The sequence below is a fragment of the Streptomyces sp. NPDC005799 genome (genome assembly GCF_040630525.1).
GTDB classification, from domain to species: Bacteria; Actinomycetota; Actinomycetes; order Streptomycetales; family Streptomycetaceae; genus Streptomyces; species Streptomyces griseorubiginosus_B.
The window spans coordinates 65,098-79,454 of the sequence record NZ_JBEXXQ010000014.1; the positions used below are offsets into that span (position 1 = coordinate 65,098).

Consider the following 14,357-nt stretch of genomic DNA (forward strand, 5'->3'; position numbering starts at 1 on the left):
CGTTGAGCAGCGCCGCGCCCCGCACCACCGGCCCGGACCACCTGTGGTCGGTGGACGAGCACATGGAGGACATCCTCACCACCGTCCGCCCCCTGGAACCCATCGAGCTGCAGCTCCTCGACGCCCAGGGCTGCGTCCTGGTCGAGGACGTCACGGTGCCGCTGTCGCTGCCGCCGTTCGACAACAGCTCCATGGACGGGTACGCGGTAAGGGTCGCGGATGTCGCGGGCGCGAGCGAGGAGTTCCCGGCGGTGCTGGACGTCGTCGGGGACGTCGCGGCAGGCCAGGCCGAGCTGCTCCACGTGGGCCCCGGCCAGGCCGCCCGCATCATGACCGGCGCCCCGTTGCCACCCGGCGCCGAGACCGTCGTCCCCGTCGAGTGGACCGACGGGGGCCTCGGCGAGGGCCCGGTCGCTGGAATGCGCGCCCGCAGCCTCGGCCCCGAGGGCGCCGAGGGGCACGTGCACGTGTACCGATCGGCCGACGCACGCGCGCACGTGCGCGCCAAGGGCAGCGACGTGCAGGCCGGGGACCGGGCCCTCGAGGCCGGCACCGTCCTCGGGCCGCCGCAGATCGCCCTGCTCGCCGCCATCGGCCGCGGCACGGTCCGCGTGCGCCCGCGCCCGCGCGTGGTCGTCGTCTCCACCGGCAGCGAACTCGTCCAGCCCGACGAGGAACTGCGCAGCGGCCAGATCTACGACTCCAACAGCTTCGCCCTCACCGCCGCCGCCTGCGACGCCGGCGCCATCGCCTACCGCGTGGGCGCCGTCGCCGACGACGCCGAGACCCTTCGCGCCACCATCGAGGACCAGCTCGTGCGCGCCGACCTCATGGTCACCACCGGTGGTGTGAGCGTCGGGGCGTACGACGTCGTCAAGGAGGCCCTGTCGTACGTCGGCGACGAGGACGAGGCGGGCGGCGGCATCGAGTTCCGCAAGCTCGCCATGCAGCCCGGCAAACCCCAGGGCTTCGGCACCATCGGCCCCGACCACGTCCCGCTGCTCGCCCTCCCGGGCAACCCCGTCTCGTCGTACGTCTCCTTCGAGCTGTTCGTCCGCCCCGCGATCCGCACTCTGATGGGGCTCGACGACGTCCACCGGCCGCGCACGAGGGCCACTCTCACCACCGGCAAGGCGCTGACCTCGCCGAAGGGCCGCAGACAGTTCCTGCGGGGCACGTACGCGGACGGCTCCGTCAGCCCCGTCGGCGGCGCCGGATCGCACCTGGTCGCGGCCCTCGCGCACGCCGATGCGCTGATCGTCGTACCGGAGGACGTGGAGTCCGTCGAGCCCGGCAGCGAGGTCGAGGTCGTGCTGCTCGGCTGACCCACGCGCGTGGGGGCCGCTCATGGGACGGTCCTGCTCCGTCGTCCGCGCCGACTTGGCGTACCGTGTCGCGCACAGCAGGCCCACGCGCCGCACCGCGAGGGGCCCGGACCGGGAGCGTCACACACCATGACCGTGCCTTCCCGGGGGGAGACCCCCGGACCGTCTGTGCAGGACCGCCTGACACACATCGACGAGGCGGGCGCCGCCCGCATGGTCGACGTGTCCGGCAAGGACGTGACCGCGCGCACCGCCCGCGCCAGCGGCCGGGTCCTCGTCTCACCACGCGTGGTCGAACTGCTGCGCGGTGAGGGAGTGCCCAAGGGAGACGCCCTGGCCACCGCGCGCATCGCCGGGATCATGGGCGCCAAGCGCACCCCGGATCTCATCCCGCTGTGCCATCCGTTGTCGGTTTCCGGTGTGAAACTGGATCTGTCGGTCGCGGACGACGCCGTGGAGATCCGGGCCACCGTGAAGACCACGGACCGCACGGGCGTGGAGATGGAGGCTCTTACCGCGGTCTCCGTCGCCGCGCTCACCGTGATCGACATGGTCAAGGCGGTCGACAAGGGAGCGGTCATCACGGACGTGCGCGTGGAGGAGAAGACGGGCGGCAAGTCGGGCCATTGGAGCCGGACATGACGCTCGATGCCGGGATCGGCGGTGCGCTGCTCGCCCCGTACAGCGCGCTCGTCGTCACGGCCTCCAACCGCGCCGCCGCCGGTGTCTACGAGGACAAGGGCGGCCCGCTGATCGCCGAGGGACTCAAGGGCTTCGGGTTCGCCGTCGACGGCCCGCGGATCGTCCCCGACGGCGACCCCGTGGAGGCCGCCCTGCGCGCGGGCGCCAAAGCCGGCTACGACGTGATCGTGACCACCGGCGGCACCGGCATCTCGCCCACCGACCGCACCCCCGAGGCGACGCGCAAGGTGATCGACTACGAGGTGCCGGGCATCGCGGAGGCCGTCAGGGCGTTCGGACGGGAGAAGGTGCCGACCGCCGCGCTCTCCCGGGGCCTGGCCGGGGTCGCGGGGGGCACGCTGATCGTCAACCTGCCGGGTTCCACCGGCGGGGTCCGGGACGGGCTGGCTGTCCTGGAACCCCTGCTGGTCCACGCCGTCGACCAGATCCGCGGCGGCGACCACCCCAGACCCGGCTCCACCAGTGGGGGTGCGAGCTGAACAGCCCATCCTGGCCCGTCGTGCTGACGGACGGCGACATCGTCCTGAGGCCGATAAAACTGCGCGACCAGCGGCCGTGGCGCGAGGTCAACCGGCGCAACCGGGACTGGTTGCGCCCCTGGGAGGCGACCATTCCGCCGCCCACGCCCAGCGGCCCGGTCGCGCATCGGCCGACCTACCGTCAGATGGTCCGGCACCTGCGCTCGGAAGCGAACGCGGGCCGGATGCTGCCGTTCGTCATCGAGTACCAGGGGCGGCTCGTCGGGCAGTTGACGGTCGCCGGCATCACCTGGGGCTCCATGTGCTCCGGGCACATCGGTTACTGGGTGGACGAGGCGGTGGCCGGCCGCGGAGTCATGCCGACGTCCGTGGCACTTGTCGTGGACCACTGTTTCCGGGCCGTCGGTCTGCACCGCATCGAGGTCTGCATTCGCCCCGAGAACGGGCCGAGCCGGCGGGTCGTGGAGAAACTCGGATTCCGCGAGGAGGGAGTCAGGCCGCGTTATCTCCACATCGACGGAGCCTGGCGCGACCATCTCGTGTTCGCGCTCACCGCGGAAGAGGTCCCGGACGGGTTGCTCAGCCGCTGGAAGCGGGCAGCCTCTCAGCGGGCCTCGCAGGACGCGCCCCGCACGACCCCCCGGAACGCCCACAACACTCCGGGGAATCCCGCATAGTCGCCCCAGGTGCCGAGGTAATTGAATACTTGTTCGAAATTGATCGCACGGTGACCGTCTCGAAGCATTAAATTCGCGGCCTCGGCGGGTGGCTGATCGCATCGGTCACAAAAAAAGTTCGAAATATCAGCCAGATCGTGCGACACACCGGCCCAATTGGCAGATGGCCTCACGCAAACCCCTCTACCGTGTGAGGCGTGAGCAGCAGCGGCCTCATCTACGCAGTCATTGTCGGGGCCTGGGCCGCCTACTTGGTGCCGATGTGGCTCCGTAGGCAGGACGAGCTGAACGAGGCCCGTCCGACGGAACGCTTCAGCACCGCCATCCGGTTGCTGTCCGGACGAGCGGGCATGGAGCGTCGGTACGCCAGGGACCTGCGCGCGCGCTCCACCGAAGAGGGGGAGCCCGGCGTGAACGCTCCGGGCGCGATCACCGACTCGGTGGACGTCCGGGCCTTCGCCATGCCTCCGACCCGCCCGCAGGCGAGCGCGGAGGTGCAGGCGCAGGCGTCGGGGCGTGCGCAACCGGCGCGCGACAAGTCCGACGCGCCGGCGTCCGGAACAAGTTCCGCGCCCGCGCGCGCGGGCTCCGCGAACCACCGAGCGGGCGACTCCGCCCCGGCGGCCGCAGCAGGCACCGGCCCGGCGCGCGGATCCGACTCCGCCCCGGCGCGCGGATCCAGTTCCGCGCCGGCGCGAAAGCGAGTGCCAGGCGCACGGCGCACGCCCTCGCAGGAAGCCGCCGCCGCGCGCGCCCGGCGTACGAAGGTGCTCGCGCGCCGTCGGCGCACCACCGTGATGCTCTTCCTCGCCTTCACGCTCGGCGCGATCGTCGCCGCAGTCGGAGGCCTCGCGTTCCTGTGGGCACCCGGCGTTCCCGCCGTACTGCTCAGCGGGTACATCGCCTACCTGCGCGCCCAGGAGCGCCGGCGCTTCGCCTTCCAGATGGACCGGCGCCGGGCCGAGGCCGCCGCGCAGCGCCTCCGCGAGCGCGCCCGCCAGCCGCGCCGCCGCCCCACCGTCGAGTCACAGGTCGACGAGACCGAGAAGGGCCCGGAGCCCGAGGCCGACCCCGGGCTGTCCGCGCTGGCCGCCGACCGGCGCGCCCTCGTCGAGCAGACCGACCACGCCGAGTGGGTCGACCAGCAGCGCGAGCGGCAGCGGCGGCCGGGGCACGGGGACAGCTGGGATCCGGTGCCGGTGCCGTTGCCGACGTACGTGACCGCGCCGGTCGCTCCGCGGGCGACCGCGGACGTGGACCTCGGGGCACCGGACGCGTGGAGCTCGGCGCGGTCGAGTTCCGTGGCCCGGGACCAGGAGGCGCAGGACGTCGCCGCGGCCGAACGCCGGGACGGTGTGGAGACGCCGGAGGCCGACGCGGAGGACAGGGCCGAGGACGACGGGCGCAGTGACGCCCGGCGGGCGGCCTCCGCGCGGCGGGCGCGGGAGCGGGGACGTACGCCGCTGTTCGACCAGTACGAGGACGGGGACCGGCCGAAGGCCGCCAACGAGTAGCCGACGGCCCCCGAGCCGTCGTCGCCACTCGACCCGCGCGGCGTCTCCCGCCCGTCCCACCTGTGCCGCTGCCCTCCCCGCCTGCCCGGGAACGGATTTCCAAGCACGCGGATCGGGGTGCTAGAGTTTCACTCGTTGCAAGGGCCTGTGGCGCAGTCCGGTAGCGCACCTCGTTCGCATCGAGGGGGCCAGGGGTTCAAATCCCCTCAGGTCCACCGCAACAACTGGTCAGGGAAACCTGGGGCAGTTGATGAGATCCCGTCCGATCGGAAGATCGGGCGGGATCTTTGTTGTGCCGCGAGCGACACCCGGCTGACAGCGCGTCAGCCGGCGGCGGGGCGGCCGACTCCCGGGACGGACGGTCGGCTCCCGGTGCGGGCGGCCGGTCTCCGGGACGGTCGGCTCAGGACCCCAGCGGCTTCGCGAAGCAGCGGCTGCTCTCGTGGAAGCGGTAGTAGCCGAACTTCTCGCACGGCTCGTAGCCGCTGGACGTGTACAGGGCGATGGCCTCCGGCTGCTTCAGGCCGGTCTCCAGGACCATCCGGGCGCGTCCCGCCGCCCGCGCGTCCTCCTCCAGGGCGGTCAGGATGCGGCGGGCGAGGCCGCGACCGCGGGCCGAGGCCACCACGAACATGCGCTTGAGCTCGGCGTCGCCGTCGCGGTTGCCCTCCTCGTTGGCGTCCTGCGCGCGCCAGCCGCCGGACGCGACCGGGCTGTCGTACTCGTCGTACGCGATCAGGTAGACGCCGTTCGGGTGCTCGAAGTCGGACGGGTCGAGCGGGGTGGCGTCGCCACCGTCGCCGTAGCGGACGTGGTACTCGGCCTGGACCTCGTCGTTGAGCTTGACGGCGTCCGGGTGGTCGAAGGGGACGCGGCGAATGTTCATGCTGGGGACCGTACACCTGTGCGTAGACCGGATCTGGACGGTGTCCAGTGTGCCGGTAGGGTTCCCGCGTGTTCACTGTGACCTCCGTCAACGTCAATGGACTGCGTGCCGCCGCGAAGAAGGGCTTCGTCGAGTGGCTCGCCGGGACCTCCGCCGACGTGCTGTGCCTGCAGGAGGTGCGGGCCGAGCCCCAGCAGCTGCCCGAGCAGGTGCGCATGCCGGACGGGTGGCACGTCGTGCACGCGCCGTCCGCCGCCAAGGGCCGCGCCGGCGTCTCCCTCTACACCCGCCGTGAGCCCGACCGCGTCCGGGTCGGCTTCGGCTCGGCCGAGTTCGACACCACCGGGCGGTACCTCGAGGCCGACCTGCCCGGGATCACCGTCGCCTCCCTCTACCTCCCCTCCGGCGAGGTCGGCACCGCGCGGCAGGACGAGAAGGTCCGCTTCATGGCCGAGTTCCTCGTCCACCTGAAGGCGCTGCGCGAGCGGGCCGCCGCCGACGGGCGCGAGGTCGTCGTCTGCGGCGACTGGAACATCGCCCACCAGCCGGCCGACCTCAAGAACTGGCGCGGCAACCAGAAGAACTCCGGCTTCCTCCCGGAGGAGCGGGAGTGGCTCACCCAGGTGTTCGACCAGGCCGACGGCGGCTACGTGGACGTCGTACGCGCCCTGCATCCGGACGTGGAGGGCCCGTACACCTGGTGGTCCTACCGCGGACGGGCCTTCGACAACGACAGCGGTTGGCGCATCGACTACCACGTCTCGACGCCCGGGCTGGCGGCCAAGGCCGTGAAGGGGTACGTCGAGCGGGCGGCCACGCATGACGAGCGCTGGTCGGACCACGCGCCGGTGACCGTCGTCTACGACCTCCGGTAAGGCTCCCCGGCCGTCCATGACCTCCGGTAAGGCACCCCGGCCGTCCACGACCTCCGGTAAGGCTCCCCGGCCGTCCACGACCTCCGGTAAGGCTCCCCGGCCGTCCACGACCTCCGGTAGGGACGGACCCCAGTCACTCCCGCTTCCGCAACCGCCGGTCCAGCGCCAGTGACAGTTCCGCCTCCACCACGCTGCGGGCCAGGGGGCGCAGGCGGTGGAGGTCGGTCTCCGTGCCGTGGCGGAGGACCAGGGCCGCGAACATCTCGGCGAGTTCGTCGACGTGTTCGCGGACGCGGGCGCCCGCTGCCAGGACCTCGGCGAGGGGGATGCCCTCGCGGACCAGGGCGGAGGAGACGTCCAGGAGGCGGCGGCTGATGTGGACGATCTCGTCGCCGTCGGTGCCCAGATAGCCGAGGTCGAGGGCGGCGGCGAGGTTCTCGGGGGTGACCTGGCCCTCGAAGCGGGCGGCGAGTTCCTCGGGGGTGAGGCGGACCGGCTCCTCCTCGGTGGGGGCGACGCCGAGGACGTCGGCCACGTCGCGGCCGTGGTCCAGGGCCTCCGCCAGTTCGGCGATGCCGGTGAGGGTGTGGCCGCGTTCCAGGAGCGCCGCGATGGTGCGCAGCCGGGCCAGGTGGTGGTCGTCGTACCAGGCGATACGGCCCTCGCGGCGGGGCGGCGCGATCAGCTTGCGTTCGCGGTAGAAGCGCAGGGTGCGCACCGTGATGCCGGCCAGCCGCGCCAGCTCCTCCATGCGGTACTCGCGTCGTCCGTCAGCCCCTGTCACGCCCGCAGCCTATGTTGTACCGCCGGTAACTTCCCTTCCGCACCCCCTACCCATCGGTACGGAGCTGCTCTACGCTCCCATTGCGCCAGTGTTCACTGGCGGAGTTGGGGAGGAAGGGCGACGGCATGGCCGAACACGAGCATGTGCGGGTGGCGGTGATCGGGTCCGGATTCGGCGGACTCGGGGCCGCCGTACGGCTGCGGCGCGAGGGTGTCACCGACTTCGTCGTGCTGGAGCGGGCCGGGAGCGTGGGCGGCACCTGGCGGGACAACAGCTATCCCGGATGCGCGTGCGACGTGCCGTCCCACCTGTACTCGTTCTCCTTCGCGCCCCATCCCGACTGGCCGCGCACCTTCTCCGGGCAGGAGCACATCCGCGCCTATCTGGAGCATGTGACGGACGTCTTCGGGCTGCGCCCGCACCTCCGCTTCGACTCCGAGGTCAAGATGATGACCTGGAACGGCGCGAAGCTCCGGTGGGACATCGAGACCAGCTCCGGGGCGCTCTCCGCGGACGTCGTCGTCTCCGCCACCGGGCCGCTGTCCGACCCGAAGATCCCCGAAGTGCCCGGGCTGGACTCCTTTCCCGGCAAGGTCTTCCACTCCGCCCGCTGGGACCACGACTACGACCTGCGCGGCAAGCGCGTCGCGATGGTCGGGACGGGCGCCTCCGCCATCCAGATCGTGCCGGCGATCCAGCCGCTGGTCGGGCACCTCACCCTCTTCCAGCGCACCCCGCCCTGGGTGCTGCCCCGCGTCGACCGCGCCATCACCGGGGCCGAACGGGCGCTGCACCGCGCGCTGCCCTTCACCGCCAAGGCCCGGCGCGGACTGCTGTGGGGCATCCGGGAGTTGCAGGTCCAGGCGTTCACCAAGCACCCCGACGAGCTCGGTTTCGTGGAGCAGTTGGCCAAGCGGAACATGGGCCGCGCCATCAAGGACCCGGCCCTGCGCACGAAGTTGACCCCCGACTACCGCATCGGCTGCAAGCGGATCCTGCTCAGCAGCGAGTACTACCCGGCGCTCGCGCGGCCCAACGTCGATGTCGTGGCGAGCGGGCTCAGCGAGATCCGCGGTTCCACGGTCGTTTCCGCCGACGGGAGCGAGGCCGAGGTGGACGCGATCATCTTCGGTACGGGGTTCCACGTCACCGACATGCCCATCGCCGAACGGGTCGTGGGCACCGAGGGCAAGACCCTCGCCGAGGCATGGAAGGGCGGGATGGAGGCCCTGCGCGGGGCATCGGCCGCCGGGTTCCCGAACTGGCTGACGATCATCGGGCCCAACACCGGCCTGGGCAACTCGTCGATGATCCTGATGATCGAGTCCCAGCTCACCTACATGACGGACTTCCTGCGGCAACTGGACGTCCTCGGCGGCCGAGCGGCCCTGGACGCCCGGCCGGGCGCGGTCGCCGCCTGGAACCGCCGGGTGCAGGAGCGGATGCGGCGGACGGTGTGGAACACCGGTGGCTGCACCAGCTGGTACCTCGACCCCAGTGGCCGTAACACCACCATCTGGCCCGGGACCACGACCGAGTTCCGGCGGGCCACCCGGCGGGTCGATCTCGCCGAGTACGAACTCCTGCGCGTTCCCGCCGCGTCGGCCGCGGAGGTGGGCGCGTGAGCCGCCTGACCGCCGTGGCCTCTGGGCCGTACGCCCCGCCCGCCCCGACCCGTGAGCTCACCGCCGTCTCCGCCGACGGCGCCCGGCTGCACGTGGAGATCCACGGCCCGGAAGGCGCCCCCGCCGTCGTCCTCGCCCACGGCTGGACCTGCTCCACCGCCTTCTGGGCGGCCCAGATCCGGGACCTCGCCGTCGACCACCGCGTCATCGCCTACGACCAGCGCGGCCACGGACGCAGCCCGGTGAGCCCGGCCTGCAGTACGGAGGCCCTCGCGGACGACCTCGAGGCCGTACTGGAGGCGACCCTGAAGCCCGGTGAGAGGGCCGTGGTCGCCGGGCACTCCATGGGCGGCATGACCGTGATGGCCGCGAGCGGGCGGCCCGGGTTCCTGGAGCATGTCGCCGCCGTGCTGCTGTGCAGCACCGGATCCTCGCGGCTGGTCGCCGAGTCGACGGTCGTACCGATCGGGGCCGGCGCACTGCGGACCTGGCTGACCAAGCACATCCTCGGCTCGCGCGCGCCGCTCGGACCGGTCACGCCCCTCGCGCGCCGGATCCTCAAGTACGGGACGATGGGGCCGGGTTCGGCACCGCACATGGTGGAGGCGTGCGCGCGGATCGTGCACGCCTGCCCGCGCACGGTGCGCCATGCCTGGTCTCAGGTGCTGGACCTGCTCGATCTCGACCACGCCGTACGGGAGTTGAGGGTGCCGGCGGCCGTCGTCGTCGGGACCGCCGACCGGCTCACACCGCCCGTGCAGGCGCGGGCGCTGGTCGCCGCGCTGCCCGACTGCGTGGGCCTGACCGAGCTGCCGGGGCTCGGCCACATGACCCCGGTGGAGGCGCCGGAGCTGGTCACGGCCCGGATCCGGGACCTGGTGACGACGTTCGTGACGATCAAGGAGGGTGCATGAGCAGGGTGAGCCTGGAGGGACAGGTCGCGGTCGTCACCGGCGCCGCGCGCGGGGTCGGCGAGCTGCTCGCGCGCAAACTGTCGGCGCGCGGGGTCAAGGTGGCGCTGGTCGGACTGGAACCGGACGCCCTCAAGCAGGTCTCCGGGCGGCTGCACAGCGACAGCGACCACTGGTACGCCGACGTCACCGACCACGAGGCGATGAGCCGGGTGGCCGCCGAGGTCAAGGAGCGGTTCGGGAAGGTCGACATCGTCGTCGCCAACGCGGGCGTCGCGACCGGCGGGCCCTTCGTCGACTCCGATCCGGAGGCCTGGCGGCGGGTGATCGAGGTCAACCTCATCGGATCGGCCGTCACCGCACGGGCGTTCCTGCCGGTGCTGATGGAGAGCCGCGGATATCTGCTGCAGATCGCGTCCCTCGCGGCGATCACCCCGGCGCCGATGATGACGGCGTACTGCGCCTCCAAGTCCGGTGTGGAGGCGTACGCGCACAGTCTGCGGGCCGAGGTCGGCCACAAGGGCGTACGAGTCGGCGTCGGGTATCTGTCCTGGACCGACACGGACATGGTGCGCGGCGCCGACCAGGACGAGGTCATGCGGGAGTTGCGGCAGCGGCTGCCCTGGCCGTCCAACAAGACGTACCCGCTGGGGCCGGCCGTGGACCGGCTCGTGGCCGGGATCGAGCGGCGGTCGAGCCATGTGTACGGGCAGTGGTGGCTGCGCGGGATGCAAGGCGTCCGCGGATACCTGCCGGGGATCATCGGGACCGTCGGGCAACGGGAGATGCGGCGGTTCGGGTCACGGCTGGAGGGCATGCGCGGCGGGCTCGTCGGCGCAGGTGGGGCGGCGGACGAGGCGGCTCGCGCTACGCAACGTAACTGATCGAAATGCGAGGGTTGTCGGGGCATGTGAATCTGGTCGAGGCCCGACCAAGGGCCTTTCCCCTCACCCTCAATGGGAGTGAACCCACATGGGTATGAAGGACCAGTTCCAGGACAAGTCTCAGCAGCTGCAGGAGCAGGCCAAGCAGAGGGCCCAGCAGGCCCGTGAGCAGGGTCAGCAGCGCGGCCGTCAGCAAGGCCAGGGCCAGGGCCCGGGTCAGGACCGTGACCGTGACCGTGACCGGATGCGGGACGAGGAGTCGGACCGCATGCGGCACGAGGAGGACCGGCTCGAGGACTTCGAGGCCTAGCCGCTGCGCTTGGCTTCAGCCGACGAGGTGGGGTGCCCTGTGTTTCGGGGCGCCCCACTCTTCGGTTGCCGTGCGCGCTTCCCCGCGCCCCTGAAAGACCTCACCTGGGCGGGAGTTCGGGACGTGAACGGTCTGGGACGTTGCTGTGGTCCGGGGGTGTTGCCGGGGGGTTGGTCTCCAGGAGGTCCACGGCCAGTTGTACGGCGTCGTCCAGTTGGGCGTGGCGGCCCTCCGCCCAGTCCAGCGGAGTGCGGAGGATCTCCAGGTCGGGGGTGACGCCCCTGTTCTCGAGGCCCCAGCCGTACGCGTCGAACCAGGCCGCGTTCATCGGTACGGTGATCACCGTACCGTCGCCCAGGCGGTGGCGGCCGGTCATGCCGACCACTCCGCCCCAGGTGCGCTGGCCCACGACGGGGCCCAGCTTCAGGAGTTTGAAGGCGGCCGTGATCATGTCGCCGTCGGAGGAGGTCGCCTCGTCGGCGAGGGCGACCACCGGGCCGCGCGGGGCGTTCGAGGCGTACGACACGGGCTGGGCGTTTCTCGTCAGGTCCCAGCCGAGGATGGTGCGGGTCAGTTTCTCCACGACCAGTTCGCTGATGTGGCCGCCCGCGTTGCCGCGCACGTCGACGATGAGCGCGGGACGGGAGACCTCCATGCGCAGGTCGCGGTTGAACTGGGCCCAGCCCGAACCGCCCATGTCCGGGATGTGCAGGTAGCCGCACCGTCCGGCGCTCAACTCCCGTACGACGGCCCGGCGTTTGGCGACCCAGTCCTGGTAGCGCAGGGGGCGTTCGTCGATCAGGGGGACCACGGCGACCCGGCGGGAGCGGCCCGCCTCGCCCTCCGCGGGGGTGAACGTCAGCTCCACGGTCGTGCCGCCCGCGCCCGCGAGCAGCGGGTACGGGCCGGTCAGCGGGTCCACCGGGCGGCCGTCGACATGGGTGAGGACCGCGCCCTCGCGGATGCCGGTGCCGGCCAGTGGGGAACGTGCCTTGGAGTCCGAGGAGTCGCCGGGGAGGATCCGTTTGACCACCCAGCCCTCGTCCCTGTGCACGAAGTCGGCGCCGAGCAGGCCCTGCCATCGCTGGTAGTGCGGCGGGCCCTCGTTGCGGCGGGCGGCCGTGACATAGGCGTGGGAGGTGCCGAGCTCGCCGAGCACCTCGCGGAGCAGGTCGGCGAAGTCGTCGGGGGAGGCGACCCGTTCGACCAGCGGGCGGTACTGCTCCAGGACCCCCTTCCAGTCGACGCCGCACATCCCCGGGTCCCAGAAGTACGCGGGGATCAGCCGGCCGGCCTCCTCGTAGGACTGGCGCCACTCGGCGGCCGGGTCGACCTGGTGCAGAATGCGGCGCAGGTCGATCCAGACCGTGGAGTCGCCGTCACCGGACTCGGTGGAGGGGACCGCCCGCAGGTCGCCCTCGTCGACCACGACCAGCCGGGTGCCGTCGCCGCTGACCGCGAACCAGTCGAGGTGCTCGACGAGTTCGGACTTCTTCGCCTTGCTGATGTTGAAGTGCTCGAGGGTGGGGCGGCCGGTGGTGTCGTCCGGGTTGGCGAAGGTCTCGCCCAGCGCGCCGGAGATCGGCCAGCGCAGCCAGACCAGCCCCCCGCCCGCGACCGGGTGCAGCGCCGAGTACTTGGAGGCGGCGACCGGGAACGGGGTGACCCGGCTCTCCAGGCCCTCCACCTCCACGGTCACGGCGCCGTCGCCCTCGTCCTCCTCCACCGGGTCCAGGCCCCCGGCGGCCGGCCGGCCCTCCGGATTCAGCGCGAAGGGGGAGGGGGTGGCCGAGGACAGGGGCACCAGGTAGGGGCGGCAGCCCAGCGGGAAGGACAGGTCCCCGGTGTGGACGTCGTACACCGGGTCGAAGCCGCGCCAGGACAGGAACGCCAGATAGCGGCCGTCCCGGGTGAAGACCGGGCCCTCGTCCTCGAAGCGGCCGTCGGTGACGTCGATGACGTGGCGGTCTCTTATGCGGGCCATCTTGATCTGGCGCAGGGTCCGCCCGATCCCCGGATGCGACCAGGTCAGCCACGCCCCGTCCGGGGAGAAGGCGAGGTCGCGGACCGGGCCGTTGACCGAGTGGATCAGCTCGGTCACCTCGCCGTTGGAGTCCTCACTCGCGTCGAGGAGGAGGAGCCGTCCGTCGTGCGAGGCGATGGCGAGGCGCTCGCCCTGCGGATCGGAGACCAGTTCCAAGGCCCGGCCCAGTTGCCCGGAGGCGAGTCGGCGCGGCTCGCGGTCTCCCGTCGCCCTCGGCAGATAGGCGATCTCGATCGCGTCCTCGCCCTCGGCGTCGGTCACGTAGGCGACCTGGCCGCTCGAGCCCAGCATTTCGGGCAGGCGGACCCGTACGCCCGGGGTGTCGGCGAGGGTGCGGGCGGGGCCGTCCCGGTGGGTCAGCCAGTACAGGCTGCCGCGTACGACGATCGCGCTCGCCCGGCCCGTCTCGTCGACCGAGATGCCGTCCACGTGCTGGCCCGCGGGCACCTGGTACGTACGGCGTCCCGCGCGCGGCCCGCTCAGCCGTACGTCGAGCTTCCGCGGCTCGGCGGCGAGGTCGTCGACGATCCACAGGTCCCCGGCGCACTGGTACACCACGCGGGTGCCGTCGCTGGAGGCGTGCCGGGCGTAGAAGGCGTCGTGGTCGGTGTGCCGGCGCAGGTCGGAGCCGTCGTACGCGCAGGAGTAGAGGTTGCCGATGCCCTCGTGGTCGGAGAGGAAGGCGATCCGGCCGCCGACGAACATGGGGGAGTGGAGGTGGCCCTCGAGGTCGGCGAGCAGGCGTTCGCCGTGCAGCCACAGGCGGCCCGTGGCGCCGCCCCGGTAGCGCTTCCAGGCGGCCGGTTCGTGCGGCGGGGTGCCGGTGAGCAGGAGCGTTCTGCGCTCGCCGGCGAGGTCGGCGACCTGGATGTCGGAGACCGGGCCCCAGGGGAGCTTGCGGCCGGGGGAGCCGTCGGGGGTGACCTTGTAGGCCCAGGTGAAATAGGAGAAGGGCTCGCCGTGGGAGGCGACGGCGAGGACCGTGCCGCCGGGGTCCCAGCCGCAGACCTGGGTGTCGGGCGAGCCCCAGTACGTGAGCTGCCGTCCGGGGCCGCCGTCCACCGGCACGACGTGGATCTCGGGGACCAGGCTGCGCCAGCTCGTGTACGCGATCGTGGCGCCGTCGGGCGAGAAGCGGGGGTGGCCGGTCTTGGTACGGTCCACGGTGAGGCGCCAGGCGCGGCCCGGGCCGTCGAGGGGAGCCAGCCAGAGGTCGTCCTCGGCCACGAAGGTCAACAGGTCGCCGCTCAGGTGCGGCAGGCGCAGATAGCTCACCTCCCCATGCTTTTCCCCTGGATGGGGCAGGGCAACTTGTGGATACTTACGGTTCCTTCACACACG

13 protein-coding genes and 1 tRNA gene are annotated in these 14,357 nt (G+C 72.1%); 11 read left to right on the plus strand and 3 right to left on the minus strand.

Features of this window, described 5'->3' with window-relative positions; all coding sequences use genetic code 11:
- Positions 1-2: 2 nt before the first annotated feature.
- From glp to ABZ453_RS16085, 6 genes are all read left to right on the plus strand, one after another.
- The gene (glp, locus tag ABZ453_RS16060) at positions 3-1,325 is read left to right on the plus strand and encodes a gephyrin-like molybdotransferase Glp (protein ID WP_359015563.1); all 1,323 of its coding nucleotides are present in this window, start codon (positions 3-5) and stop codon (positions 1,323-1,325) included.
- A 129-nt stretch (positions 1,326-1,454) separates the two neighbouring features.
- Positions 1,455-1,967, plus strand: coding sequence for a cyclic pyranopterin monophosphate synthase MoaC (gene moaC, locus ABZ453_RS16065; protein ID WP_359015565.1), 513 nt, complete (start codon positions 1,455-1,457; stop codon positions 1,965-1,967).
- Positions 1,964-2,506: a MogA/MoaB family molybdenum cofactor biosynthesis protein gene (locus tag ABZ453_RS16070; RefSeq protein ID WP_359015567.1), complete on the plus strand. Its 543-nt coding sequence runs from the start codon at positions 1,964-1,966 to the stop codon at positions 2,504-2,506. Before moaC ends, ABZ453_RS16070 begins: the two co-directional genes overlap by 4 nt.
- Before the next feature lie 20 nt (positions 2,507-2,526).
- Positions 2,527-3,183 (plus strand): GNAT family protein, encoded by a 657-nt coding sequence (locus ABZ453_RS16075; protein ID WP_359015569.1) that lies wholly within the window; start codon positions 2,527-2,529, stop codon positions 3,181-3,183.
- A 197-nt stretch (positions 3,184-3,380) separates the two neighbouring features.
- On the plus strand, positions 3,381-4,697 hold the full coding sequence (gene glpR / locus ABZ453_RS16080) for a gephyrin-like molybdotransferase receptor GlpR (RefSeq protein WP_359015571.1): 1,317 nt from the start codon (positions 3,381-3,383) through the stop codon (positions 4,695-4,697).
- A gap of 141 nt (positions 4,698-4,838) precedes the next feature.
- Positions 4,839-4,912: transfer RNA gene (locus ABZ453_RS16085), tRNA-Ala, on the plus strand.
- Between the two features lie 188 nt (positions 4,913-5,100).
- Here ABZ453_RS16085 and ABZ453_RS16090 read toward each other — a convergent pair.
- The gene (locus ABZ453_RS16090; protein ID WP_359015573.1) at positions 5,101-5,583 is read right to left on the minus strand and encodes a GNAT family N-acetyltransferase; all 483 of its coding nucleotides are present in this window, start codon (positions 5,581-5,583) and stop codon (positions 5,101-5,103) included.
- Positions 5,584-5,651: 68 nt separating this feature from the next.
- Between ABZ453_RS16090 and ABZ453_RS16095 the strand changes: the two genes are divergently transcribed.
- The gene (locus tag ABZ453_RS16095; protein ID WP_359015575.1) at positions 5,652-6,458 is read left to right on the plus strand and encodes an exodeoxyribonuclease III; all 807 of its coding nucleotides are present in this window, start codon (positions 5,652-5,654) and stop codon (positions 6,456-6,458) included.
- Positions 6,459-6,591: 133 nt separating this feature from the next.
- Here the strand turns inward: ABZ453_RS16095 and ABZ453_RS16100 are convergent, their stop codons facing one another.
- A complete protein-coding gene (locus ABZ453_RS16100) occupies positions 6,592-7,209 on the minus strand; it encodes a MerR family transcriptional regulator (RefSeq protein ID WP_359015671.1) in 618 nt (205 codons plus the stop codon).
- Positions 7,210-7,367: 158 nt separating this feature from the next.
- Here ABZ453_RS16100 and ABZ453_RS16105 point away from each other — a divergent pair, with 158 nt between their 5' ends.
- The 4 genes from ABZ453_RS16105 (at position 7,368) to ABZ453_RS16120 (ending at position 10,972) form a co-directional block, all read left to right on the plus strand.
- Positions 7,368-8,867, plus strand: coding sequence for an NAD(P)/FAD-dependent oxidoreductase (locus tag ABZ453_RS16105; RefSeq protein ID WP_359015577.1), 1,500 nt, complete (start codon positions 7,368-7,370; stop codon positions 8,865-8,867).
- Complete coding sequence (locus ABZ453_RS16110; RefSeq protein ID WP_359015579.1) at positions 8,864-9,781, plus strand: alpha/beta hydrolase; 918 nt, start codon at positions 8,864-8,866, stop codon at positions 9,779-9,781. Before ABZ453_RS16105 ends, ABZ453_RS16110 begins: the two co-directional genes overlap by 4 nt.
- A complete protein-coding gene (locus tag ABZ453_RS16115) occupies positions 9,778-10,662 on the plus strand; it encodes an SDR family oxidoreductase (RefSeq protein WP_356772296.1) in 885 nt (294 codons plus the stop codon). Before ABZ453_RS16110 ends, ABZ453_RS16115 begins: the two co-directional genes overlap by 4 nt.
- Before the next feature lie 88 nt (positions 10,663-10,750).
- Positions 10,751-10,972 carry a hypothetical protein gene (locus ABZ453_RS16120; protein WP_359015582.1) on the plus strand — a complete coding sequence of 74 codons (222 nt, stop codon included), beginning with the start codon at positions 10,751-10,753 and terminating at the stop codon, positions 10,970-10,972.
- A gap of 100 nt (positions 10,973-11,072) precedes the next feature.
- Here the strand turns inward: ABZ453_RS16120 and ABZ453_RS16125 are convergent, their stop codons facing one another.
- The gene (locus tag ABZ453_RS16125) at positions 11,073-14,291 is read right to left on the minus strand and encodes a S41 family peptidase (protein WP_359015584.1); all 3,219 of its coding nucleotides are present in this window, start codon (positions 14,289-14,291) and stop codon (positions 11,073-11,075) included.
- Positions 14,292-14,357: the final 66 nt, after the last annotated feature.

What these genes read in the sequence shown, in the direction of transcription:
- moaC (WP_359015565.1), top strand. Translation starts at nt 1,455, where the DNA reads ATGACCGTGCCTTCCCGGGGGGAGACCCCCGGACCGTCTGTGCAGGAC.
- ABZ453_RS16070 (WP_359015567.1), top strand. Translation starts at nt 1,964, where the DNA reads ATGACGCTCGATGCCGGGATCGGCGGTGCGCTGCTCGCCCCGTACAGC.
- ABZ453_RS16090 (WP_359015573.1), bottom strand. Translation starts at nt 5,583, where the DNA reads ATGAACATTCGCCGCGTCCCCTTCGACCACCCGGACGCCGTCAAGCTC.
- ABZ453_RS16100 (WP_359015671.1), bottom strand. Translation starts at nt 7,209, where the DNA reads ATGGAGGAGCTGGCGCGGCTGGCCGGCATCACGGTGCGCACCCTGCGC.
- ABZ453_RS16105 (WP_359015577.1), top strand. Translation starts at nt 7,368, where the DNA reads ATGGCCGAACACGAGCATGTGCGGGTGGCGGTGATCGGGTCCGGATTC.
- ABZ453_RS16115 (WP_356772296.1), top strand. Translation starts at nt 9,778, where the DNA reads ATGAGCAGGGTGAGCCTGGAGGGACAGGTCGCGGTCGTCACCGGCGCC.
- ABZ453_RS16120 (WP_359015582.1), top strand. Translation starts at nt 10,751, where the DNA reads ATGGGTATGAAGGACCAGTTCCAGGACAAGTCTCAGCAGCTGCAGGAG.